The sequence below is a fragment of the Desulfosalsimonas sp. genome (assembly GCF_046483245.1).
GTDB lineage: Bacteria > Desulfobacterota > Desulfobacteria > Desulfobacterales > Desulfosalsimonadaceae > Desulfosalsimonas.
On sequence record NZ_JAWODO010000079.1, the window covers coordinates 1 to 22,892 of the forward strand.

The window sequence follows — 22,892 nt, forward strand, 5'->3', positions numbered from 1 at the left end:
CCGCAAAGGTTTGCTTTTCAGGTATGTCCATTGCGCGCGCCAGGTTGATTCTCCTGTTTCAATGGTTCATGGTTGTTTAAAAGCTTTGATTTTATTTTTTGAACCTTAAACCATTCACTTTAAACTTTAAACCTTAAACTTTAGACCTTGAACCTTGAACCTTGAACCTTGAACTTTTACTGCTCCATCACTTCAGACAAGGCCAGATCCTGATAGGCATGAAACAAGCGGTGACAGAATTCGTCCCATTGCTTCCAGAAATCCAGTGAGGCATCGTCTGTGCCAAAGGGTTCGGCGACTGCAATCAGTTCCTTGATTTCCTCAGCCAGGGCAGTGATGACCTCGGATTTGGTGCCTTTGAGCACTCCGGCAACAAATTCTTCCGGCGGATACCAGGACTTTGCCCGCTGAATGTCCCGGTAAATCTGTGTGAGCAGAACATTTCGCGGCCCCTCCCAGAGCTCGTTGACCGCCCCGTCCCGGTATATGCGCGGAAGGGAGGAAAAATCCTCCATGACCCCGTGGCCGCCGAAAATGGACATGGCCATCCGGGTGATGTCAACAGTATCCCAGGAAGCCGTGATCTTCTGCAGCATGATCAGTTCCCGGATGTCAAAGCGATGGCGTTTCTGCGCTTGGGTTTCATCATTTGTCATCCCGCCTTTGAGCCCGCCTTCCAGGGCCAGAAAATCCCGGTAAAGCCGGAAGGCCCCGGCTGTGGTTCTGCGGGCGGCTGTTTCCATCTCCCGGATCTGGCCGGCCACCAGAGGAAAGCGGTTGATGGGCATGCCAAAGGCCTCCCGGTACTCGCTGTATTTTTTGGCCTCCCGGGCTGCCCGGGTCATGCTGGCCGCACCCGAAAGCCCGACAGTAAGTCGTGAATAGGTGAGCACCACGCCCACCACGTTAGCCACCCCCCGGTCCAGGGGGCCCACGGGATAGGCCACGGCCCCGTCAAAAGTCAGTTCTGCCGTGGTCAGCTCGCTGGTGCCCATTTTCCATTTGATCCGGTCAATGGTATACCCGTTTCGGATCTCCTTTTTCTTGTTTCCCGGCAGCCAGGAGGGCACCACAAACAAGGCCACTTTTTCCGCACCTTTGGGCCGTGCCGTGACGACGGCGTAGTCGGCATGGGTGGCGGAGCAGAAAAATTTGGTTCCGTACAGCCGCCAGGTTCCGTCTTGTTCCACGGCTTCAAGCACGTTGGCCGGCACGTCAGAGCCGCCGTGGATTTCGGACAAATATTGGGCGCCGATGGCAAAATCGCCGTCAATGCCCTCCTTGCAGTGTTCTACGATCTGCTTTAGCTCCGGGGTGTCGGCAAATTGTTCGACAATGGCCACCAGTCCCTCGGTACAAGTCACGGGACAGGCAATGCAGGCCTCGCTATTTTGATAGATCAGATACATTTTGATCAGTTTGACCCATGGGTGGGTTTTTTCCGAAAAAAGGGCCTCTTTGAAGACTTCCTCTTCCATGACGCGGGTTTCCATGGGCCGGACAATGCGGTCGATGCGGTGATTGTGGCCGTCATAGTGCATCATGTACGGCCGCTTTTCCGGCCAGGCAATGGCATCGGCCAGATCCCGCCACCGAAAGGAGGCTTTTTCAGAGACTTCTCCGGCCGCCTGGTCGACCATTTCGAATTTGTCTCCGGTGTAGCATTTCAGGACCTGCTGGATAAACGGATCATCCCGGTAAAAGTCCACCTGATTCCGCCACTCAAGAAACGGGTCGAAATTGTAGGGATTGATTTCCCTTGGATTGCGTTCCATCTGACGATCTCCTTTATAGATAGTGCCTGAACGAAAACCGTCTTTTCCGCCAATCTCTGCGTCCGGCTCAAATTTTAATCCTCAAAATACGTCGAGTATTCCTGCGGTTAAAATTTTCGCCGTCCTGGACCTTAACGAAAAATCCTGGTTTTCGTTCGGGCACTAGATAGTCAATAAAATGATGCACCCGTAAAATAACCAATGGTTACTTTATTAGATCAATGATCATTTTTTTTGTCAAGCAAAACCATTTTGAAAATTATCGAACTGAAATCATTCAATCAAAAGGGCAGGAAACAGAGGAGAAAAGGGGGAGGCAAAAATCGGCTATTTCAGAATGCTACGCAGGAGCTGATCCATGTCCTGGCTTTGGATATTGGCCTTTTCCCAGCGCCGGATAACGGCAGCATCAACGCCGAGCTTTTCCCCAAGGTCCTGTTGGGTCATGTTTTTTGCCTCTCTCAGGGTTTGGATCTGCCGGCTTGTGAGCAGACCGGTTTTCCGGCGGTACTGATCGGCGATTTCCTGCTGCACGGCAGCCGTGCATGCCACATCGCTGCCGGTGATACCGCAGTGCGGGCACGTGTGCCGGGTGATGGGAACGCACAGTTTAATTCCGCGAAACACAATGGTTTTTTCGCAGGTTTCCGGCTCCATGAAGCCGCACTCCATTGGGCAGTGCTTGCCGGATTCATTATGGCTCATGGCTTCTCCTTATTCAGCCGGTTTTTGTGCAAAGAAACCAGCCAGAATGTTTCATGGGCAATGGCAAATTTGATATATGCAGTCATTTTAAAATATGTGGAATCCAACACAAAGGCAAAAATATCCAGTCCCTGGATTTTGTCTTTGTAGGACTTCTGGGGCGGCCGGGGGCCGGCATAGTCCTGTGGGGAAATGCTGTCCAGAAAATCCTCCAGGATCGCCTTGAGCTCGGTTTCCAGGTCGTATTCCAGCTCAATGGCATCACCGGCCACTGCCTCGGCCTCCACGATCTCGATGCGCTCGCTGGCCACCGCCTGCCGGGCATCCCGGATTTTGTTGAACAATTCTTTGGTGGTCGGTCGGTTCATCTCAAAGCTGGCTTATGGCCCGGCCGCCGGATCCGCACGTCAAGACCCCCGGGGCTGCCGGGCTGGGTTGTTGGTGAAACAGCATCCATATTTGTTGAAATTTGGCGTATGAGCCAATAGCCCGGCCGGATGTTGGCTCAGAAAAAATTTTTGACCTGCTGCTCCAGTTGCGAAAAGCGCTTTTGAATGTCTGATATGAGCTGTTCCATAAGCCGGGCTGCCGGGGGGATATCGTGGATCAGGCCGGCCACCTGACCGCAGCAGATTTCCGCGTCCTCGGCTTGTCCCAGGTGCTGGGACTGGTACTGGCCGTGCTCTTCGAGAAAAGCGATCAACTCCTGGGTGGAAGCGCCGGATTTGCGCATTTCCTGGAATTGTTCAGTAAACGTGTTGGCCAGATCCCGGGCCAGCATGAATTCCTTTGACACGGATACGGTGCAAACGTCGTTGGCTGCGGCAATGGCCTGTTTGACGTTGTCATGGCTTTCAGACTCGAGTGTGGCCATAAAGCGCGAGCCCATGTAAATGCCGTCGGCCCCCAGGGCCAGGGCGGCCAGAATTCCGCGTCCGTCGCCGATGCCGCCGCCGGTCACCACGGGAATATCCACTGCATCGGCCACCATGGGGGTGAGCACGAATGTGGTCAGCTCGGTAAACCCCTTGTGGCCGCCGGCTTCAAAACCTTCGCAGATGACCGCATCCACGCCGGCATCCCGGGCCTTTTGGGCATGGCGGGCTGTTGAGATGGCGTGCAGCACCTTGATGCCGGCATTTTTCAGGGTTTGGGTGTAGGTGTCGGGCCGGCCCACAGAGACGATAGCGGCCGGGATCTTTTCTTCCACAAGCACGTCCACGATTTTTTTTGAATATTTCGTGTCCTCACCAAACCCCACAACCACGTTTACGGCAAAGGGCTTGTTTGTGAGTTCCCGCACCTTCCGGATTTGTTTTCGCACCAGCTCTCCGGTGGCCTCCACATCGGGGTTGATTTTATCCGCCCCTGCATTGGGTCCGATGGTGCCCATGCCCCCGGCTTCCGACACTGCAGCGGTCAGAGCAGCGCCGCTGACCCAGTTCATGGGGGCCTGGATGATGGGATAACGGATGCCGAGCAGACTGCAGATGCGATTTTGGGTCATGGTCCACCTCGCGCGTAAGTGTTATTGGTTGAGTTTACGGATTTTGCCGGATCAGAGCTGACAAATTTGCGCTAAATGATTATAATAAAGTATACACCAGGGTTTATTTTAATCACTAACATAATACAGGTTCACAGCGGAGCAAAAAAATGAAAAACTTCCAGGACAGGAAAAAAACAGGCAGGCAGGCGGCTTTTCTCAAAAAAACGGGGCAGGTACTGCTTGTTTTCTTATTGTTGCTGTTTTTATGCAGCCCATTGCAGGCCAAAACCCATGACCGCAATGATAACAGAATAGATGAGGCGGCCTCTGTTGCTTTACTGCCCCTGATCAAGGGCCAGAATCCCGAGGGGCAGGGCCAGACCCTGACCTGTCCCATGGGCCGGTTCTGCGATGATGATACCGGTTTAAAAGATGATGCAGATCAGATCCTCACCGACATGGTCCAGTCCAAACTGTTGCAGCGTTTGGAATCCCGGGCCGTTTCGCAGGAAATCGTCCAGAAAGCCTATGATTCGGCAAAGTACGGTTTTGAGGAAAAAACGCCCCTTGATTTGGTCATGGAGGTGGGAGAAAACCTGAATGTTGATTATATGCTGGTTGGCAATGTTTGGCGGTACCAGCAGCGGATCGGAAGTGATTACAGCGCTGCGCAGCCCGCCTCTGTGGCTTTTGCCCTGTATCTGGTGGAAGTTGACACCGGAGAGGTCCTCTGGTCGCAGACTTTTGCTGAAACCCAGCAATCTCTGTCTGAAAATCTGCTGAAAGCCAAAAAGTTTTTCAGGCGCGGGGCCAAATGGTTAACCGCAAGGGAACTTGCCAAATCCGGCGTCAATGAAGTCATGGATACATTTCCGGTATACTAGACATGCCTGTATTTCCCGGGCTGTCGTGTTTTTTCCCGGCCATACCACGGGCGGAAGTTGTGGCGGTCAAGTTCTTCTTCCACCCGGTCAATAAAGGCTTCTGCATTGTCCGGCGGGGTTGTTAAAAGGCTGACGCAGACAAACACAATAACCGTTAGTCCGCCGCCCCAGACACTGGGCCACCAGCCCAGGGGATGGATCTTTGCCAGATACATCACTGCAGTGACCAGCCCGCCGATGATCATGGACCAAAGCGCCCGCAGCCGCAGACCAGATGATCATGGCCACCCATACAAAAAAAGGAATTCAAACCGGTCTCCCCCAGTTGCGTGTGGCCGCGACGACAAACACGATCACAGCCAGGGTCAGCGCGTACCAGAACAGAAAAGAGGCCCCGAGGCTGGTAATATCGCCGATCCACAAATAGGGCACAAGCAGTCAACCGCGGTGATCACAACAAGCAAAAATGTGAGATGGCTTCCCTTCATGAAGCAATGGCCTCCTTTGTAACTCCTTGTATTTTTCCGGATTGTGTATTTTTGGAATTTTAAATGCAGCCGGCATATTTACACATGTGGGGCCGTATTGTCCAGATCCGGGGCAAAAACTTTATGAAGGCTTGACCTTTGGGGGCCATGTTGTGTAATGTGGCACAAATTTAACCGCGCGCAAAAGGATCACGGAGCGAAGAAACCGACTTTTTACAAAATCATTAAAATTGCATTGACCATGGATGTATCCGTAATCCCGAAGAAAACAAGACATCTGATTCCCACCCCGCACCTGCAGCAGACCGCTTACTGGGGCCGGCTCAAAAAACAGCAGGGCCGGCAGGCCCGGGCATTTGACCTCATGGTAAAGCCAAAGGACCCGGGCGAAAATTCACAAACCGCGTCTATGCACGCATATCCCGAAGGCGGCAGCCGGGATATGCTGGTGGTGCTGCGAAGCCTTGGCCCGGATTCTTGCATGGCGTACGTGCCCTTTGGCCCGGAGCTGTTGCCGGATGAAGAACGCCGCGGGTGCTGGCTGGAAAATCTTTCGGAAGAACTCCGAACGCAATTGCCGGAAAACTGTGTTTTTATCCGTTATGATTTGCCATGGCAGTCTCCGTGGGTGGATGAGCCGGACCGGTACACCGGGGACAACCAGTGGAAGGGTGCCCCGAAGATCAGGATCCAGGAAATGCGAATGAATTTTGATACCGAGCACTGGAACCTAAGAAAAGCCCCGACTGACCTTTTGCCGCCGGATACCGTGCTGGTGGACGTGGCCTCTGACCGGGACCGGATACTGGCCCGTATGAAGCCCAAAACCCGCTACAATATCGGCTTGTCTGCCAGAAAGGGGGTAAGTGTCCGGGATGCCGGAATGGAGGGTCTGCCGGCCTGGTATGATCTGTACTGCCAGACCGCCCGGCGGCACCACATGAGCTTAAATGATATGGATTACTTTGCATCCGTGTTTCAGGTGAAAAACCGGCAGTGCCAGTCACCAGCAAGTGTGCATCTTCTTCTGGCAGAGGCAGAGGGAAAGCCCCTGGCCGGAATCATCCTGGCCATTTCCGGATCACGGGCGACTTATCTCTACGGGGCCTCGTCTTCGGTCCATAAGAACCGGATGGCTTCCTATGCCGTTCAGTGGGAGGCCATCAGCCGGGCCCACAAGGCCGAATGCCGGGAATACGACCTGTTTGGCGTCTCCCCGTACCCGGACCCCGAGCATCCCATGTACGGGCTTTATCGTTTTAAAACCGGCTTTGGCGGCTGGATGCTGCATCGCCAGGGCTGCTGGGACTACCCCCTGGACGAGGCCGCCTATGACGTGTACCGGGCATCTGAAATGGCGGGTTCTGGATTTATCATGGGGTGAAGCCTGTCCCGGCGCTTTACTGTTCTAATTGCATCTCACTGAAATGATTTGTTTAACTAATCTCAAATGTTTGGGGGAAATGAAATGAAGCGATACATGATCGCGGTTTTACTGGTTGCGCTGTTTGTAGCGGGCTGCAGTTTCGGCGGGGGAAGGAAGGACACGGATGTGGCCAAGGACAAGGACGTGGTGGTCCGCCTGGAACAGCAGATGAAAAACGGGCAGGTGGTGGATCAGAACTACAGGCACCCGGCGGAAATCAAGTCGTTTATAATGAGCTGGTTGCTCGAGGATCTTCGCTACATGCCCCAGCCGTCGTTCATAGGCCGATCCGGTGAAACCGAGGTTTTTCAACAGAGGGAAATCGACCGTCTGGCCCCTGCGCTTTCCAAGGCCCTGGCTTCGGCAGACTCCGGCCAGCGGGTTCATTTTACCTCTTATAACCGGGCAGTTGGGTTGATTTTCGAAAAAAAGCGCAAAACCGAAGGCGTGATGTTTGTGGATCAAAACGGCACCCTGCACATCGCTTTTGCCTGGATCAATGCGGTGATTGACGTGGACGGCGAGCCCAAGGATTCAAGGTCCAGTCAACAGTTTGACGTGCTGGAGCTCCGGCACGCAGACACCGAGGTGATCGCGCCCAAGCCTTACATGCAGGTATATCAGTTTGAAGACGGAAAATCAGCGCCCATGCGCCTGGCTGTCAATGTCGAACATCTCAGGGCAACCGTTGCCCGGGAAATTGGCCAGCAGACCGGTATGCAGTATGCCGCACCCTCCGGCTCGCAGCAGGATGAGTTTTTCCGGCAGCCGCAGGAGCAGCAGCAGATGCAGACCCGGCAGCCTGCCCAGCAGGTTCAGCCCGCACCGGCACCTTTCCCACAGGACAAAGAAGCTCTGCGTAAGGAAGTCAGAGATCAGCTGGAATATTTAAAGGAGATTTACGAAGAGGGCCTGATCACGGAATCCGAATACGAACAGCAGCGCAAAAAGGCCCTGGAGGCACTGAAATAGACAAAAGGCATTTTTACAACAGATACCGGCGCTTGGCTGAAAAAATGCGGGAAACCGATTCAGCCTGGCGCCGGTGTTGATTTTCGTCCTTTATGGTCTGTTTAAATATTTGGGCCGCTGTCCTGATCTTGTCCATTGAGTGGCAAATCAATGCAATGTCAATGCCTGCAGCCATGATTCGGGAAATCATGGTTTCCATGCCGTAGTGCTTTTCCACCGCCCCCATTTCCAGATCATCGGTCATCACCAACCCGTTATAACCCATCTCAGCGCGTAGCAACCTTTCGGCCACGGCAGCAGACAGGCTGGCCGGCCAATGGCGGTCAAAGGCCCCATACCGGATGTGAGAAAGCATGATGCCGGCGGCATCTGCCTTGATAGCCGCCTGAAACGGGACAAGATCCCGGGCCTGGAGGCTTTGAACCGGGGTATTGAGATCCGGCAGATCCAGGTGGGAATCCAGAGTAGTGCGGCCGATACCGGGAAAGTGTTTGGCTACGGCCATGATGCGGTTTCTCTGGAGGCCGTTGATGATCTCTGTGCCTATTTCGGCCACATAACCGGCATTCGTGCCAAAGGCGCGCCTGGCCATGACGCTTTCAATGCCAGGGTCGGCCACGTCCATGACCGGGGCCATGTCCATGTTGATGCCTGAATCAGATAGCTCTGCCGCCGTGATCCGGGCAAACCGGGCCGCGTCGATTTTGCCGGAAAAATCAGCGGCATCGCCAAATTCCGTAAACTCGGGCGCTTTTAGCCTTGCCACGCTCCCGCCTTCCTGGTCCACGGCAACAAACAGCGGCGCCTGGCCGCAGTCTTTGGCGTAATCTCGGGCATCTGCAGTGAGCTGCCGCAGCTGCGCCCGGCTTTCAATGTTTCGGGAAAACAAAATAATGCCGCCAACACAGAGATCGCGGATCAGATGTTTTAAATCCGCGTTGAACCCTGTTCCCTGAAAACCGGCGATAATGCGCTGGCCAGCCATCTGGCGGCGGTTCAGGTCATGGGGCTGCATTCACCCTGCCTTTGGCGGGCTCATACAGGCAAAGGGGTTCTTCTGCCAGCCAGTCGCCGGTGGCTTCGTATGCCCGGGCCCGGCATCCGCCGCAGACCCGCTTGTATTCGCAGATCCCGCATTTGCCCTTTAATTGGTCAAAATCCCGGAGTTTTTGGAATTGTTCGGAATTTTTCCAGATATGGACAAAGGAATCCCGCGTCACATCCCCGCAGTTTAAATCCAGAAACCCGCAGGGCTGGACGATTCCCTGATGGGAGATAAAGCAGAAGCTTGTGCCGCCCAGACAACCCCGGGTGACCGCATCCAGCCCGTGGGTCTGCCAGGTCACGGATTTTCCTTCCTGGCGGGCCCGCTGGCGCAATATGCGGTAGTAATGGGGCGCACACGTGGCTTTGAGCTGCAGGTTTGTCCGGCTTTTCTGGTCATAAAACCAGTTCAGGGTTTCCTCGTATTCCTGTGCAGTGATGGCCTGATCCACGATATATTTGCCCCGGCCCGTGGGTACCAGCAGGAAAATGTGCAGTGCCACGGCCCCCAGGTCCTCTGCCAGTTTCATGATCTGCGGGATCTGGTCGCGGTTTAACTGCGTGATGGTGGTGTTGACCTGAAATTCAATGCCTGCCTGCTTTGCCGCCCGGATGCCGGAAAGGGCTCCTTCAAAGGCGCCTTTTACGCCCCTGAACCCGTCATGACCTTCGGCTGAAGCACCGTCTAAGCTCACGCTGATGCGCTGGATGCCGGAATCGGCGATTTTTTTGGCTGTTTCCGGTGTGATCAGGGTCCCGTTGGGCGCCATGACCATGCGAAGGCCAAGCCGGGTGCCGTAGGCGGCAATATCGTAGATATCTTCGCGCAGCATGGGCTCGCCGCCGGTCAATATTACAATGGGACTGCCGGTTTCCGCGATCTGGTCCAGCAAATGAAAAGAGGCCTGCGTATCGAGTTCTCCGGTATACGGCCCGCAGGTGGCCGCGGCCCTGCAGTGCACGCAGGAGAGATTGCAGTTTCGGGTGGTTTCCCAGGCCACCAGCCGTAGGGTGCCGGGGCCGCCGGGAGGACCGCCCTTGGCGGATGACTGTGCATGGGGATGCTGTGGATCAGAACTCATTGAATCAAATCCTTATTGATTTAGCACTTGGGCGGCTTCCATGGCAAAGTAGGTCAGAATCATGTCCGCCCCGGCGCGCTTGATGGCTGTCAGTGTTTCCATGGCCACGGCTTTGCCGTCAAGCCAGCCCATCTGATCGGCTGCTTTGATCATGGCATACTCGCCGGAAACATTATAGGCGGCCACTGGCAGGTCAAATTCCTCACGGATGCGATAAATCACGTCCAGGTAGGGCAGGGCGGGTTTGACCATGAGAATGTCTGCGCCCTCGGTGACATCCAGAGATGCCTCCCTGACAGCTTCGACTGCATTGGCCGGGTCCATTTGGTATGTGCGCCTGTCGCCGAACTGCGGGGAGGAATCGGCCGCCTCCCGGAACGGGCCGTAATAGGCCGAGCAGTACTTGGCTGCATAGGACATGATGGGCACATGGGCAAAATCGTTTTCATCCAGGGTCTCCCGGATCATTCCCACCCGGCCGTCCATCATGTCTGACGGGGCCACCATGTCCGCGCCGGCCTGGGCATGGGAAAGGGCGGTGCGGGCCAGCAGGTCAAGGGAGCCGTCATTGTCGACCACGCCCTTCTCCACAATGCCACAGTGGCCGTGGTCCGTATACTGGCACAGGCACACATCAGTGATTACCATCATGTCCGGGCACTTGTCCTTGACCGCGCGCACGGCCTGCTGGACAATGCCGTCTTTTGCATAGGCCTGGGTGCCCAAGGGATCTTTTTTGTCCGGCAGGCCGAAGAGAATCACTGACAAAATCCCCTGGTCTGCGGCCTGCTTGACGGTTTTGACCAGGTTGTCCACAGACAACTGGTACTGTCCCGGCATGGAGGGAACGGGATTTTTCACGTCTTTTCCGCCGATGGCAAAAAAGGGCATGATCAGATCGTCTGTTTTCAAGGTTGTTTCACGGATCATGCGTCTGAAAGCCCCGGTCTGACGCAGGCGCCGGGGCCGGTAGTCGGGAAACTGCATTTTTTTGTCCTTGCGAGCTTAAAGGTGATGGTTTCGTAAAAAGTAAGTTTTCAGATGGCGCCGTAAAAAGTTTAAGATCAAGGCTTGCGCGATTCCGAAGAATGCAGCGTACTTATCCGTACGTGAAATTCTGAGGAATCGCGCGTAACGCAGATATTGGACTTTTTACGGCGCCATCAAAGGTGAAACGCGGGTTTTTTTACTGCGTTGTTTTGATTTCCTCGTCTGTCAGGTAGCAGGCCGGGTCCGGGGCCCAGACATCACCGGTGATCGCCTCGGCGCGCACACGGAAATTGCCGCTGCAGATGTCAAGCCACCGGCATTGGGCACATCGTCCTTTGACATGGTTTTTCTTTTCCTTGAGCCTGGCCAGCAGGGGATCGGCTGCGGTGTCGGTCCAGATTTCGGAAAAGGGCCGCTGGCGGACGTTGCCGAAACTGTGATGCCGCCAGAACTGGTCTGCGTGCACCTCGCCGTCCCAGCTGATGCACCCGATGCCCCGGCCCGAGTTGTTGCCCTCGTTCATCTGCAGCAGGTCCAGGACTTCGGCGGCCCGCTCGGGATTTTCGCGCAGCATGCGAAGGTATACGTAGGGGCCGTCTGCATGGTTGTCCACGGTGAGCACTTCCTTGGGTTTGCCCCGATCATGGAGATCTTTTGTGCGGTCCATGATCAGGTCCAGGAGCCGGCGAGTTTCCTCGTGACTGACATCGTCGTTGACAAGTGTGGATCCCCGGCCGGCATAGACCAAGTGATAAAAGCAAATCCGGGGAATATCCATTTGCTCCAGCAGATCAAACAGGGCCGGGATTTCCTCTGCGTTAAACCGGTTGATGGTAAAACGCAGCCCCACCTTGATGCCGGCTTGCTTTGCATTGCGAATGCCTTCAAGGGCCTGGTCAAATGCGCCATCCACGCCCCGGAAACGGTCATTGATATCCCGGCTGCCGTCTAAGCTGATGCCCACGTAGGAAAGGCCGATGTCTTTTAAAATCCCGGCGGTTTTTGCGTCAATCAGGGTTCCGTTCGTGGAAATGACCGCGCGCATGCCCTTTTCTACCGCGTATTGCGCCAGTTCCGGCATGTCCTTGCGCATCAGGGGCTCGCCGCCGGAAAACAGCAGCACCGGCACACCCATGCCTGCCAGATCGTCTATTAAGGCCTTGCCTTCGTCGGTGGTCAGTTCATTGTCCTGCTGTCTGGCCTTGGCATGGGCGTAGCAGTGAATGCATTTGAGATTGCATCGCTGGGTGATGTTCCAGACCACCACCGGGCGCTTGTCAATTGAGAACTGGAGCAGGTGTGAGGGCAGTTGCCCGGACTGGCGGCCGTAGCGAAGCGCGTCAGACGGCTCCACCGTGCCGCAGTAAAGCTTGGAAATTCCGATCATGGATGCCTCGTTTCCGATTTATTCCGCCCGGTCTTCCTTGTGTATGGATTCCGGGGTGATGTTGTGTTTGGCAAATTCGGTTTTAATCAGATTGTCCAGAAACGCTTCGGGCTGTTCTAAGGCGTAGCCGGGAATAAAAAAACGGTTTTTTCCGGTTTTGTCCCGAACCAGTTTCAGGCCGTATTCAAAATCACCGGATAATTTACGATAGATCTGGTCAATATTCAACGATTCATTTGTCATCTTCTCGGAAATGAAGTCAATGGCATCTTCCTCAAATACGATATTGACATCATGGCGATTGTAAAAGTCAATTTCAATTTTTTTGATCCGGTCGTAGAAATGCTTTATCCGGCGCATGGCTGTGCCGATTTCCACCACATAGTTCCAGTAATAATCGGCAATGGCTGTAATTCTGGATTCGGATAACGGCAGGCCGTATTGTTTAACCAGTTTTTTGCGGTTTTTGCGGATATAGTCAATAATATGGCCACGGTTTTGTTCGGCGATACGGGCAAACTCGGCCTCCCGGGGTGTGCTGTCGGCATCGGGGCCCATGGTTTTCAGGGCCTTTTCCGGGTTTTGGATGGCTTCCGGTGTCACCGGAAATCGCCGGACGTTCATGGACGGCAGACGGGTTTCAAACGGAATCAAAGCCTGCTCAATAACGCTGACCAGTCCCCGGGCGCCGGTGTTTTCATCATAGGCCTGCCCGGCCAGCAACTCCAGGGCCTCGTCTGAAAACCGCACGTCAATGCCGTATGTGGCAAAATCAAGCCGCTTGCTCAAAATAACCGGGTTATTGGGGTTTTGGAGAATATCGAGCAGATCCTGCCGGGTCAGGCGCTCAAATACCGAGCGCACCGGAAGGCGGCCGATAAATTCGGATTCAAATCCGTATTCCACCAGATCCTCGGACTTTACAAAAGAAAGAAAGGATGTGGGCTCCCGGGAGCTGTCGATTTTTGCACCAAATCCGATGGATTGCTGGGTGGTGCGGTTTTTGATGATCTCGGGCAGTTCGGAAAACGCCCCGCTGACAATAAAGAGGATGTTTTTGGTGTTAACAGATCGCTTCTCTCTTTTGCCGGTCTTTCTGAACTGTTCGACTTCCTGGATCATGGAGATGGGATCATGCGGGACTTTCATCTCCACCTCGGTTTCCTCCATGGGTTTTAAAAGTGCCCGCTGCACGCCGCTTCGCGACACATCCGTGCCGAAATGCTGCCGGCTGCCGGCGATTTTGTCGATTTCGTCAATGTAGACGATGCCGTACTGGGCCCGCTCAATATCATTGCCGCTTTCGCGGACCAGGTCGCGCACCATGTCTTCCACATCACCGCCCACGTAGCCGGTTTCGCTGAACTTGGTGGCGTCTGCCTTGACAAATGGCACCCCGATTTTTTTGGCAATCAGCTTGATCATGTAGGTTTTGCCCACACCCGTGGGACCGATCATGACGATATTGTTTTTGATCCGGCCTTCAAATTCGTCCTGAGTGCCGGTTTGCCGCTGGTGCTCGATGCGGTTGAAATGCGTGCAGATCTTGGTCGCAAGGGTCTGCTTGGCGCTGTCCTGCTTGATAATGTACTGATCCAGATACCCGATGAGTTCTTCGGGCTTTAGGTCAAAACGGATGCCATCAGTATTTGCACCACTGCCAGCGGAATCTTCCGGGGATTGTTCATCCGGTACCACCACCGGTGAGACGATCTTGACTTGGTTTCCATATTTTTTTGTAAGAAAATCGGATATTTCTTTTTCAATTTCCCGTGGATCCGGAATGCTTGCATCTTTCATTTTCATTTCATCCTGATCATTTAAACTGTTGCCTAAATTGGGCGATTTGCAAGTTAGGTATTGATATTCAGTGGTTATTTTCGATGGTTACACTATAATCACTTGCCCTGTAAATGCAAGGTTTGCCCGGGAATGGTCTGGAACCCGAGGATCCGCGAAAAATTGCCACCATGAAGACAAATTATCGTTGGACAAAGCAAACATGGTTTCTTATATTAAACAAAGGTTTCTTTTCAAACTTAATGGACAAGGAGGGACCATGAGTGAGAGCGTGTACAAATTTATCGAATTGGTCGGCACCAGCCCCACATCCTGGGAGGAGGCAGTGAAAAACGCAGTTGAAACAGCCTCCAAATCCCTGCGGGATACCCGCGTGGCCGAGGTCAAGGATCTGGATGTCAAAATCGAGGGCGGCAAGGTGGCATTTTTTCGTGCAGTGGTGAAACTTTCCTTTAAATACCAGACAGGTGACGCCTAAACCATGATGAACATCATGGTCACTGCCCTGATTCCGGCGGGATAACAGGGTCATTGCTGCCCCCAGCCATCAGATGAAACAATTGCTGGACAAATTTACCGGACACCACGTCCGGTAAATTGATTTCCGGGGGGGTATACGGGGTGGTGTCTTCAAGAAAGACTTCCAGCAGTTCATGGGAGAGAACCATGAGCTGCCATGCGGAGTTTTTGGTAATTTCCCGGGGGTTGCGGTCAAATACCCGGCACTGGGCCGGCCTGAACGCGTAAAGCAGGCAGAAATCGTTGTCAAGAAGCGGGCAGGGCTGTTGTTTTTCCGGAGTCCGGGTTTCTGAAGGGGTGCTTGCGGTCATGGCCCGGTCAATGGCCTGCTGGCGCAGGGTGCTGCTGAGCTGGCTATTGATCCCGAGTTGCAGGTAAACGGCCTCTGCAAGGGACATGGTAACCGGGGCAAAGCAGCATTGGCAATGGTCTTTTCCGCAACGGGCCGCATTTTCCGGGACATCTGCCTCGGCCCCGGACAGGGCTGCTTTTGTCTGGTCATAATAGGGCTGGAGATCCACCTTGTAACCCGGGGCCAAAGACGGTTCCATAGATATTTTATAAGGCTTTTCCTTTTTCCAGTACTGGTGCAGAAACCGTTTCTGGGGCTGTTCCGTGGGCTGGGAGCGGATGCCGTGCATTTTTCGGGCCGCGCTTTTGGTATCATATCCCTTGCGCAGCAGATAGGCATATACAATCGTGCCGGTTCGGCCGATGCCGAATCGGCAGTGAACCAGGACTTTTTTGCCAAGATAAATGCATTCATCGAGCCAGTCCAGGGCCTTTTCCAGTTCATTGAGCTCCGGAAACCCCTCATCCCGCACAGGCAGGTAATACACTTCAAAGCCCTGCTGCTCTTCTAATGCAACCAGTTCCCTGATTTCCATGCACAGGTTCATAATGCCCCGGATGCCCTGGTGTTTGATGCTGTCGAGCTCTGCAATGGACATTGGAGCATGTCCCACTGCCAGCTGAGGCGTCACCCAGGTCAAGGGATAAATGAAATCACCTTTTTTCTTGGACGGAAAAAATATCATGGGTTTCCTGTATGATTTGTCGGGCAAGGGTTTGAATCTGTTGTTGGTTTTCCAGCCGCATGTCCAGCATGACGGTTTTGCCCAGCACAATGCCGAGCACCACCAGTCCGGTTCCGGTATCATCCATGGATTTGCGGTCAAATGCGGCTTCCAGTAGATCTGCAGTGGTGTGCACCACAAACCCGAAATGTTCCAGAATGGTTTGAATCAGATAAATGCGCATGTCCCGTTGCTCCGGGCTGCCACCCCCGCCTTTGAAGCTGAAATGAATGTAGTTTTGCTCCGGGACCGTTCCCTGAACTGAATCCAGGACGGCAAAATGATACCCGAACCGAAGCAGGGCATGCAGATATTCCCGGTCGACGATGGCATAGCTGCTGAAAAGGGTGGATTTCTCAACATCCACGAAATCCGCTGAGCTTTTGTAATAAGCATCCCAGTCATAGTGCAGGATGCCGCTGTTCCATTGCACTGCCGGCGACCCCAGGCCGGCAAACAGCTGCTGCATGGGCCGGCTCTCAATGTGTTTGAGTGCAACGGATTTTTGGCCGGCCGCTTCCGGGCAAAGCCCCTTGTGCACGTCGAGCACATGCATCACCAGGGGCAGGCCGGATTCCAGGCGTTTGGCGCCGTAGCGGTCCAGCCCCCGACGGCCCACCAGGGAAAACATCTCCCGAACCCCGGCTTCATGCACATACCGGACAATATCATGAAGGCTTTGGCAGGATCCAATTGTAAAATCATGGCTTTCAGAATTAGGAAGGGTGAGGGGAGAGATATATTTCAGTGCGGCGGCCAGCTTCTGGATCACCAGGGTTTCCGGAGCGCCGGATGCTGTTTTGCCGGGTTTTGCCCGGAAAAAGGTCCCGGCCAAAACTTTTCCAAAGTTGCCGTCAATGCTCACATCCTGCTGGTTTTCCAGGGTATCGGCTGCTCCGCGGGCGTTACAGATCACCGGAATACCGGCTTCCCGGGCCACGGAAGCAAAATGGCAGGCCGGGCATCCTTTTTCCGCCACCACTGCCCGGACCCGGTTTAATACCAGGGTGAGTTCCGGAGGCAGTTCATCAGTCACCAGAACGGCCTGGTCGGGTATGTCGGATAAAAACTTCAGATCATTTAGTTTATACACCCGCCCGGCAGTCTGGCCGGAACTGACCCACTGTCCCGTTATCAAAACAGCACTTTCCGGGTAATCCGGCTGAATATCGGGCTCATCCGCAGCCGGCATTCCCAGGGGCCTGGACTGGAGAATATGAAGCTTGCCCGAGGCGTCCAAAAGCCATTCCACATCCTGGGGCACCTGGCCTGCGGCATCCTCAAGTTTCATGCCTAGGGCAAACAGGTTCTCCAGGGTATCCGGGCCGAGAAAATCCCGGGGCGCCACCCTCCGTACCCGGCTGCTTTGGCGGTCAAAATCCGCCCGGCCCTGGTACTGCCCGCCATCCGCCAGTTTTTCCCCGCTGCCCAAGACCATGTAGGATACGGCCATTTCCGGCTGGTGGGGATCGCGTGTGTACAGGATCCCGCTGATTTTTGCCGCAATGGTGGGCATGACCAGCACGGCCATGGGTGTCATTTGATCGGTAAAGCCCTGGCGCATCCGGTAATGGATGGCATGCGGGCTGTATTTGCTGGCCGCCACCTGCTTGTAGGCCTCAAACCAGTTTTCCAATCCCACGTTCAAACAGCTTTTAAATTGTCCGGCAAAAGAAGCCTGCAGATCCTCTCCTACGGCACTGCTGCGCAGGGCCAGGGGCGAGTTTTCAATGCCCAGACGCTTGATTCCGCTTAAAAATTCCCTTTCCAGTTCAGGCGGCACTTGGGCTTCAGTGACGGCAAACTGGAGGGCTTGGCTGATTTCGTTTATTTCCGAATGATTGCCGGGCCCGATGCGCGCCAGCTGTCTCTGAATCCAGGCAGTAAGGTCATTGGCCTCCAGCAGGCGGTAAAACGCCCTTGTGGTCATCACCATCCCGGCAGGAACGGGAATGCCGAAATCCCGGATCAGCCGGGAAAGCGGAGCCGCCTTTCCGCCGGCCAGGGATTCGGACAACTCCTGGTCCAGTCCCAGCACAAAAGGCGGATCGATTTTTGGATTATCTTCGGCCAGGGCCATGTGCGCATAAAATGCGTATTTGCGGTGATAGTTGCGCAAAAGCGCATATTTGACCGGATTGAATCTCACAAGCGCTTCGATCAGGGCCTGGATCTCATAATCCAAAAGACCCAGCACATGACGAATGTATTCGATGTCGCAGGGACTGTTTTTCTGCCGGATTTCCTCCAGCTGTGCGATGAGCTCCAGGGCCCGGCGGTCGCCGGCGCGCAGGTGTTGGAATGCAGCGTATTTTTTGCGGATCAGGGATCCGGGAAAACAGGTTCGCAAAAACCAGTTTTCCAGCAAATGACGTGTCTGTGAGCCGATTCGCTGGACCCGGGTCAATGGAATGGGTCCGGATGCGGTTTCCTGGGTTTTTTTGGACATCAGGCAGAGGCTTCCCGGCTTTCCAGAATGCCGGCAATTTTTTCTTCAAGTTCGTTTTTGTCAATGGGCTTGACCAGATACTCCCGGGCGCCGTAACCCATGGCTTCCTTGGCGGTTTCCAGAGTGGGATAGCCAGTGAGCATCACCACATCGGTTTCCGGGCGTTCTTCCTTGATTTGCCGCAGGACTTCCACGCCGCTGATTTTTTTCAGCTTGATATCCAAAATGGCAATATCCACATTTTGATCGCGTACGTGCGCCAGGGCGTCGCGCTCTTCTGTGAAAACCGCCACGGAATGTCCTTTGCGTTCAAGGATGCGTTTGATCATGGCGCCGGCATCCTCCACATCGTCCAGGACCATAATGCTGCTCATCTCATACCTCCGAAATCATAAGGTTTGTCGTGTGTTTGGGGGTAGTCCGAGTTCCTCGCACTCTTCTTCCGGCAGTTCCATCTGCCAGAGGGGCAGTTCCACGAGAAATACGGTTCCGGGGCCGGTGCACGAATCGGAATTTCCCATCTCCTGGAGATACTCTTTGGGCGCCGGGCTTAAGACATTGATTCGGCCGCCGTGATTCTGAATGATGCCAAAAGTCACAGACAGGCCCAGCCCGGTGCCCTTGCCAACCGGCTTGGTTGAAAAAAACGGGTCAAAGATTTTGTTTAGGATTTCCTGCTTGATGCCCGTGCCGGTATCGGTGACGGTAATGGCCACCCGCCGCCGGTGGGCACAAAGCTTTGTGGTAATCCGGATGCAGCCGTCATGCTCGATTGCATCCAGGGCGTTGTTTAAAAGATTTAACCAGACCTGCTTGAGCTTGTCCTTGTCGCCCTCGATTTCCGGGATGTTGGGATCCAGGTCATAAAGAATCCGGACCCGGTTTAAGCTGAAGGTGTGCTCCACCAGGGAGATGACTTCTTGTATGGATGTGTTGATATCTACATCCGTACGTGCGGTCTGACTCTGCCGGGAAAACCCGAGCAGATCCGAGACAATACTGCTGCAGATCTTGGTCTGTTTTTCAATGATTTTCAGATCCGCCGCCATCTGGCTGTTCGGGTCCACGTCTTCGAGCAGCATCTGTGCATAGCCCAGAATAATGCCCAAAGGCGTGTTGATCTCGTGGGCAACTCCGCCTGCCAGGCGGCCAAGGTCCTCCATTTTCTGGGACTGCACCAGGCGTTCCTGGTACTGCTTGATCACCGTAATGTCTCTGGCGGTCAGCAGAAGACCGGAAATCCGGCCCTCGGCGTACACCGGAACCTTTAAAATATGAAACCATATCACCATGTCCCCCTGCTTGACGCTGATTTCCTTTGACATGGGCTTTCCAGTCTGCAGGATCTGCCGGTCTTCATGGTAATTTTGATCCGCCTGGGCTTCACTGAAAATATCAAAATCGGTTTTTCCCACAATATCGAATTCATTTAATTGAAAATAAGAGCAGAAGGCTTTGTTTGCGGCCCGGTAAATCAGGTTTTCATCCTGCAGGGCCACCATGTCGGGGGTGACATCCAGAGTTGTGCGCAGCAGTTCCTTTTGCCTGGAAAGCTCCTTTTCCGCGTTGCGGGCTTGGTCAATGCGCTCCTGCAGGGTCATGGCCATGTAATCAAAGGCTTCTGCCAGTTCCTGGATCTCATCTCCTGCATTCTGCTGATAAACCGGGCAGTTCAGGCAGTTTAAATCACCCTGGGCATCCTGCTTCAAATGATAGGAAGGACAAAGGGTGCCTGTGATATACCAGCATCTGCGCCGGGTATCCCCGTATGCGGGGCAGGAGTGTGCCTGGCATTTGTTGATTTCCCAGCACTGGCGCTTCGGCTCCGGGGCGGACTGAACCTCGAGATTGCCTTTGATGACTTCGTTGGCCGATTCCGTGAGGCATCTGATCCGGTTGGTAAATTTTGAGGAAAACCACAGAACCAGTATGATGGCACCAATGGTGACCGCAGCCGTGAGCCCGAAAATCCAGAGACGAAGCCGGTTGATCATGGCTTCCAGCCGCTGCCGGTGCATGCCGATGCGCACCATTCCGATCCGCTCCTGCTGGATTTCCACGGGCTGGACAAAATCGTAGATCTTTCCCTCATTGGTCAGCAGAAGCATGGTGGCAGTGTTTGGCTGGTTTTCCGAATAGATATTTAACAGCCCCACCGGAAACCCCTGTTCAAACGTATGCACCAGCACCCGGCCGGCCGGATTCAGGATAAACGCATAAGCAAGGTCTGAATTGGCATTCTTTAATTCATCCACCAGGTTTTTGAGGCGCAGAAAATCCCGGGTCAGCATGGCTTCATCAGATCTGTAGGCCAGGTTGGCGGCCAGTATCTTGCCGCGTTCCTTGTTTTCCCGTATCAGTTCCGTGGAGGCAATATGAGTGCCGATAATGCCCAGAATCAGGCCCAGGCACAGAACAACAGCCGACAGTCCCAACAGCAGTTTGCTCTTGATTTTCAGGCGCTGAAAGGAGAATGGCAGCTTATTCATATGCGTTTTCCCCGATTTTTTCCAGAAGCCTGCGGATGGCGTCAAAGTCAGTATCCTGCGCCGGAATCACCGCCTCAAAATGCGCCTTTTCAAGGATTTTTCGGTGATCGGCATTGTCGGGGTCCAGTTCCAGTAAAGCCTGCTTGATTTTCTCCACCACCTCGGTTTCCAGGTCTTTTCTTGCGGCATACACCCAGCTGGGAAATGCCCGGGTTTGATCCAGTACGCGAATGGCCGCGGGATCCACCCGGTCTTTGACCAGATCAAGGGTGCCTTCCCGGATGGAGCCGATATCGGCCTGGCCCAGGTACACGGCCTGGACCACGGTTTCCTGCTTGCCGCCGGGCCCGGGTGCAAAGGATATGCTTTGGAAATCGGATTTGGAGATGCCGTTTTCCAGAAAATGATCCAGAGCAAACAAATAGCCGGCTGCAGATGACCGATCCACGGCCATCCATCTTTTTCCCCGGCAGTCCTCCAGGGTTTCAATGGCCTTGTTGTCTGCTCGGCAGATGATCTGGCCCCTGAAGGTGGGGGTCTGGTTTTTCTCCACGATCCGGGCAAAGGCCCGGGCCTGATCCCGGTCGGCAATGCGGGTATAAACCAGAGGATTGGAAAATGAGATATCGATTTGTCCGGACCGGACCATTTGCATGTGCTCTTCAAATGTATCCGGAAAAACCTGCCGGATGGCCAGATCTGTTTTTTTGGCTAGATATTGCACCAAATGGTGATGTCTGGCAAATGACACCCTGTGGGAATACTGGGGCAGGCATGCATAGGTCAGCGATTCAAGCGCTGCAGGGGTCTCGACCTGTTTGCGCTGGCTCAGATCAACTGTTCGGGTCGCATCCTGCTGATCACAGCCAGCCACACAAAAGCCTGCAAACAAAAGTACACCGATGAGAATCCGGGTCGGCAATGGGAACAATGATTTCATTTTTCTGATGTTAGCATCTAAAGCCAGAAAGTCAAGCACACAGGGCATGGAGCAGTGGTTGCAGCCGGGCCGGACATGTGGTATGGAACTGTGAAAAATGGTATCGCAAACCCTTTATCCGGCCGGCCGGCTTTTGCATAAGCCTAAAAGGAGAAAACAGCTTGGCAAATACCCCTTTAAAACTGATTTCCTGGAACGTCAACGGCCTTCGGGCGGTCATGAAAAAGGATTTTCTGCAATCCATTGACAAACTCGATGCCGACATCGTGGCTCTCCAGGAAACCAAGATCCAGCAGGACCAGCTCACGGAAAGCATGCACAGGGTCAGAGATTACAAAGCCTATTTCAGCCACGCAACATTGAAAAAAGGCTACAGCGGCGTGGCCACCTATACCCGCATCACCCCCGAACACGTTCGCTACGGCATCGGCGAGCCGCGCTTTGACAATGAGGGGCGCATTATAGAAATGTCTCTGGGAAACATTGTCTTTTTCAACGTCTATTTTCCCAATGGCCAGATGAGCGACGAGCGGCTGCAGTACAAGCTCGATTTTTACGATGCGTTTTTTGATCATGCCGATGATTTGCGCAAACAGGGCAAAGGCGTTATTGTGGCCGGTGATTTTAACACCGCCCACAATGAAATTGACCTGAAAAACCCGAAATCCAATGCCAACCGCTCGGGTTTTTTGCGCATTGAGCGCGACTGGCTCGATCATATCGAGCAAAGGGGCTATGTGGATACTTTCCGGGCCCTTTACCCGGATACCGTGAAGTACTCCTGGTGGACCTACCGTTTTAACGCCCGAAAAAATAACGCCGGGTGGCGTATCGATTACTTTTTCGTCTCAAAAGACCTGTTTGACAGCGGCCGGATTGCAGACGCGTTTATCGACAACGACATCCACGGCTCGGATCACTGCCCGGTGGGTATTGTATTAAATCCGTCCTGATTCCATGGGGGATTTTAGAATTTTCTATTGATGCTCAGATTCGTCGCTCTTTTGGGGGCACGGCAATTGTAGAGATCAACTTTCATATGCGTTCCTTCTAAGTAGTGCCTGAACGAAAACCGTCTTTTTCGCCAATCTCTGCGTCCGGCTCAAATTTTAATCCTCAAAATACGTCGAGTATTCCTGCGGTTAAAATTTTCGCCGTCCTTGACCTTGACGAAAAATCCTGGTTTTCGTTCGGGCACTAAGTAATTTCAAAAAAGTTGCTGTAATTTTCGCATGATGCCGACCAGGTGGCGGTTTGCTCCCTGCTGACCGCTTGCGCGCTCAATGCGACTCGCAAACCACCCCCGGGCCGGCATCATGGCCGACTGCGTGCAAAGTTTCACACGAAAGGAGTCCGGAGCAACACATCCAAGTCTTC

Annotated in this window: 21 protein-coding genes; 5 read left to right on the forward strand and 16 right to left on the reverse strand. The window is 53.9% G+C overall.

Annotation, left to right across the window (positions count from 1 at the left end; genetic code table 11):
- Positions 1-176: 176 nt before the first annotated feature.
- The 4 genes from R6U41_RS07210 to R6U41_RS07225 all read right to left on the reverse strand — a co-directional run bounded on the left by R6U41_RS07210 (position 177) and on the right by R6U41_RS07225 (position 3,987).
- Positions 177-1,775, reverse strand: coding sequence for an acyl-CoA dehydrogenase family protein (locus R6U41_RS07210; protein WP_410269159.1), 1,599 nt, complete (start codon positions 1,773-1,775; stop codon positions 177-179).
- Positions 1,776-2,102: 327 nt separating this feature from the next.
- A complete protein-coding gene (locus R6U41_RS07215; RefSeq protein WP_410269160.1) occupies positions 2,103-2,480 on the reverse strand; it encodes a type II TA system antitoxin MqsA family protein in 378 nt (125 codons plus the stop codon).
- Entirely contained in the window at positions 2,477-2,848 is a 372-nt protein-coding gene (locus R6U41_RS07220) for a hypothetical protein (protein WP_410269161.1), read from the reverse strand. The genes R6U41_RS07215 and R6U41_RS07220 overlap by 4 nt, the downstream gene beginning before the upstream one ends.
- A 137-nt stretch (positions 2,849-2,985) precedes the next feature.
- Positions 2,986-3,987 (reverse strand): NAD(P)H-dependent flavin oxidoreductase, encoded by a 1,002-nt coding sequence (locus R6U41_RS07225; protein WP_410269162.1) that lies wholly within the window; start codon positions 3,985-3,987, stop codon positions 2,986-2,988.
- 149 nt (positions 3,988-4,136) lie between these two features.
- Here R6U41_RS07225 and R6U41_RS07230 point away from each other — a divergent pair, with 149 nt between their 5' ends.
- Entirely contained in the window at positions 4,137-4,853 is a 717-nt protein-coding gene (locus R6U41_RS07230; RefSeq protein WP_410269163.1) for a hypothetical protein, read from the forward strand.
- On the opposite strand, the gene R6U41_RS07235 is transcribed toward R6U41_RS07230, so the two are convergent.
- Together R6U41_RS07235 and R6U41_RS07240 are read right to left on the reverse strand one after the other, a co-directional pair.
- Entirely contained in the window at positions 4,850-5,098 is a 249-nt protein-coding gene (locus R6U41_RS07235) for a hypothetical protein (protein ID WP_410269164.1), read from the reverse strand. The two genes, R6U41_RS07230 and R6U41_RS07235, sit on opposite strands and share 4 nt — an antisense overlap.
- Positions 5,099-5,159: 61 nt before the next feature.
- Complete coding sequence (locus R6U41_RS07240) at positions 5,160-5,285, reverse strand: hypothetical protein (protein ID WP_410269165.1); 126 nt, start codon at positions 5,283-5,285, stop codon at positions 5,160-5,162.
- 297 nt (positions 5,286-5,582) lie between these two features.
- Between R6U41_RS07240 and R6U41_RS07245 the strand changes: the two genes are divergently transcribed.
- Both R6U41_RS07245 and R6U41_RS07250 read left to right on the forward strand, forming a co-directional pair.
- Positions 5,583-6,725: a lipid II:glycine glycyltransferase FemX gene (locus tag R6U41_RS07245; protein WP_410269166.1), complete on the forward strand. Its 1,143-nt coding sequence runs from the start codon at positions 5,583-5,585 to the stop codon at positions 6,723-6,725.
- Between the two features lie 84 nt (positions 6,726-6,809).
- Positions 6,810-7,739, forward strand: a complete 930-nt coding sequence (locus tag R6U41_RS07250) for an SHOCT domain-containing protein (protein WP_410269167.1) — start codon at positions 6,810-6,812, stop codon at positions 7,737-7,739.
- Between the two features lie 13 nt (positions 7,740-7,752).
- On the opposite strand, the gene nagZ is transcribed toward R6U41_RS07250, so the two are convergent.
- The 5 genes from nagZ to R6U41_RS07275 all read right to left on the reverse strand — a co-directional run bounded on the left by nagZ (position 7,753) and on the right by R6U41_RS07275 (position 14,042).
- Positions 7,753-8,754, reverse strand: a complete 1,002-nt coding sequence (gene nagZ, locus R6U41_RS07255) for a beta-N-acetylhexosaminidase (protein ID WP_410269168.1) — start codon at positions 8,752-8,754, stop codon at positions 7,753-7,755.
- Entirely contained in the window at positions 8,741-9,865 is a 1,125-nt protein-coding gene (ahbD, locus tag R6U41_RS07260) for a heme b synthase (RefSeq protein WP_410269169.1), read from the reverse strand. Before ahbD ends, nagZ begins: the two co-directional genes overlap by 14 nt.
- A gap of 12 nt (positions 9,866-9,877) precedes the next feature.
- Positions 9,878-10,852, reverse strand: a complete 975-nt coding sequence (gene hemB / locus R6U41_RS07265; RefSeq protein WP_410269170.1) for a porphobilinogen synthase — start codon at positions 10,850-10,852, stop codon at positions 9,878-9,880.
- Positions 10,853-11,051: 199 nt separating this feature from the next.
- Complete coding sequence (gene ahbC / locus R6U41_RS07270) at positions 11,052-12,242, reverse strand: 12,18-didecarboxysiroheme deacetylase (protein WP_410269171.1); 1,191 nt, start codon at positions 12,240-12,242, stop codon at positions 11,052-11,054.
- Between the two features lie 18 nt (positions 12,243-12,260).
- Positions 12,261-14,042: an AAA family ATPase gene (locus tag R6U41_RS07275; RefSeq protein WP_410269172.1), complete on the reverse strand. Its 1,782-nt coding sequence runs from the start codon at positions 14,040-14,042 to the stop codon at positions 12,261-12,263.
- A 259-nt stretch (positions 14,043-14,301) separates the two neighbouring features.
- Between R6U41_RS07275 and R6U41_RS07280 the strand changes: the two genes are divergently transcribed.
- Positions 14,302-14,520, forward strand: a complete 219-nt coding sequence (locus R6U41_RS07280) for a dodecin family protein (RefSeq protein WP_410269173.1) — start codon at positions 14,302-14,304, stop codon at positions 14,518-14,520.
- A 19-nt stretch (positions 14,521-14,539) separates the two neighbouring features.
- Here R6U41_RS07280 and R6U41_RS07285 read toward each other — a convergent pair whose 3' ends face one another.
- From R6U41_RS07285 to R6U41_RS07305, 5 genes are read right to left on the reverse strand one after another with little or no spacing between them, the layout of a single operon-like run.
- Positions 14,540-15,598 (reverse strand): dual specificity protein phosphatase family protein, encoded by a 1,059-nt coding sequence (locus R6U41_RS07285; protein ID WP_410269174.1) that lies wholly within the window; start codon positions 15,596-15,598, stop codon positions 14,540-14,542.
- On the reverse strand, positions 15,567-18,086 hold the full coding sequence (locus R6U41_RS07290; RefSeq protein WP_410269175.1) for a PEP/pyruvate-binding domain-containing protein: 2,520 nt from the start codon (positions 18,084-18,086) through the stop codon (positions 15,567-15,569). Before R6U41_RS07290 ends, R6U41_RS07285 begins: the two co-directional genes overlap by 32 nt.
- Positions 18,086-18,460, reverse strand: a complete 375-nt coding sequence (locus tag R6U41_RS07295) for a response regulator (protein ID WP_410269176.1) — start codon at positions 18,458-18,460, stop codon at positions 18,086-18,088. The genes R6U41_RS07290 and R6U41_RS07295 overlap by 1 nt, the downstream gene beginning before the upstream one ends.
- A 15-nt stretch (positions 18,461-18,475) precedes the next feature.
- The gene (locus tag R6U41_RS07300) at positions 18,476-20,575 is read right to left on the reverse strand and encodes an ATP-binding protein (protein WP_410269177.1); all 2,100 of its coding nucleotides are present in this window, start codon (positions 20,573-20,575) and stop codon (positions 18,476-18,478) included.
- Entirely contained in the window at positions 20,568-21,449 is an 882-nt protein-coding gene (locus R6U41_RS07305) for a phosphate/phosphite/phosphonate ABC transporter substrate-binding protein (protein ID WP_410269178.1), read from the reverse strand. Before R6U41_RS07305 ends, R6U41_RS07300 begins: the two co-directional genes overlap by 8 nt.
- 227 nt (positions 21,450-21,676) lie before the next feature.
- On the opposite strand from R6U41_RS07305, the gene R6U41_RS07310 reads away from it, so the two are divergent.
- Positions 21,677-22,468: an exodeoxyribonuclease III gene (locus R6U41_RS07310; protein WP_410269179.1), complete on the forward strand. Its 792-nt coding sequence runs from the start codon at positions 21,677-21,679 to the stop codon at positions 22,466-22,468.
- Positions 22,469-22,892 lie beyond the last annotated feature (424 nt).

Excerpts from the sequence above, each read along its gene's own strand:
- R6U41_RS07275 (WP_410269172.1), bottom strand. The coding sequence starts at position 14,042 with ATGAAAGATGCAAGCATTCCGGATCCACGGGAAATTGAAAAAGAAATA.
- R6U41_RS07225 (WP_410269162.1), bottom strand. The coding sequence starts at position 3,987 with ATGACCCAAAATCGCATCTGCAGTCTGCTCGGCATCCGTTATCCCATC.
- R6U41_RS07295 (WP_410269176.1), bottom strand. The coding sequence starts at position 18,460 with ATGAGCAGCATTATGGTCCTGGACGATGTGGAGGATGCCGGCGCCATG.
- nagZ (WP_410269168.1), bottom strand. The coding sequence starts at position 8,754 with ATGCAGCCCCATGACCTGAACCGCCGCCAGATGGCTGGCCAGCGCATT.
- R6U41_RS07215 (WP_410269160.1), bottom strand. The coding sequence starts at position 2,480 with ATGAGCCATAATGAATCCGGCAAGCACTGCCCAATGGAGTGCGGCTTC.
- hemB (WP_410269170.1), bottom strand. The coding sequence starts at position 10,852 with ATGCAGTTTCCCGACTACCGGCCCCGGCGCCTGCGTCAGACCGGGGCT.
- R6U41_RS07220 (WP_410269161.1), bottom strand. The coding sequence starts at position 2,848 with ATGAACCGACCGACCACCAAAGAATTGTTCAACAAAATCCGGGATGCC.
- R6U41_RS07245 (WP_410269166.1), top strand. The coding sequence starts at position 5,583 with ATGGATGTATCCGTAATCCCGAAGAAAACAAGACATCTGATTCCCACC.
- R6U41_RS07230 (WP_410269163.1), top strand. The coding sequence starts at position 4,137 with ATGAAAAACTTCCAGGACAGGAAAAAAACAGGCAGGCAGGCGGCTTTT.
- ahbD (WP_410269169.1), bottom strand. The coding sequence starts at position 9,865 with ATGAGTTCTGATCCACAGCATCCCCATGCACAGTCATCCGCCAAGGGC.
- R6U41_RS07210 (WP_410269159.1), bottom strand. The coding sequence starts at position 1,775 with ATGGAACGCAATCCAAGGGAAATCAATCCCTACAATTTCGACCCGTTT.
- R6U41_RS07280 (WP_410269173.1), top strand. The coding sequence starts at position 14,302 with ATGAGTGAGAGCGTGTACAAATTTATCGAATTGGTCGGCACCAGCCCC.
- ahbC (WP_410269171.1), bottom strand. The coding sequence starts at position 12,242 with ATGATCGGAATTTCCAAGCTTTACTGCGGCACGGTGGAGCCGTCTGAC.
- R6U41_RS07285 (WP_410269174.1), bottom strand. The coding sequence starts at position 15,598 with ATGATATTTTTTCCGTCCAAGAAAAAAGGTGATTTCATTTATCCCTTG.
- R6U41_RS07290 (WP_410269175.1), bottom strand. The coding sequence starts at position 18,086 with ATGTCCAAAAAAACCCAGGAAACCGCATCCGGACCCATTCCATTGACC.
- R6U41_RS07235 (WP_410269164.1), bottom strand. The coding sequence starts at position 5,098 with ATGATCATCGGCGGGCTGGTCACTGCAGTGATGTATCTGGCAAAGATC.
- R6U41_RS07300 (WP_410269177.1), bottom strand. The coding sequence starts at position 20,575 with ATGAATAAGCTGCCATTCTCCTTTCAGCGCCTGAAAATCAAGAGCAAA.
- R6U41_RS07250 (WP_410269167.1), top strand. The coding sequence starts at position 6,810 with ATGAAGCGATACATGATCGCGGTTTTACTGGTTGCGCTGTTTGTAGCG.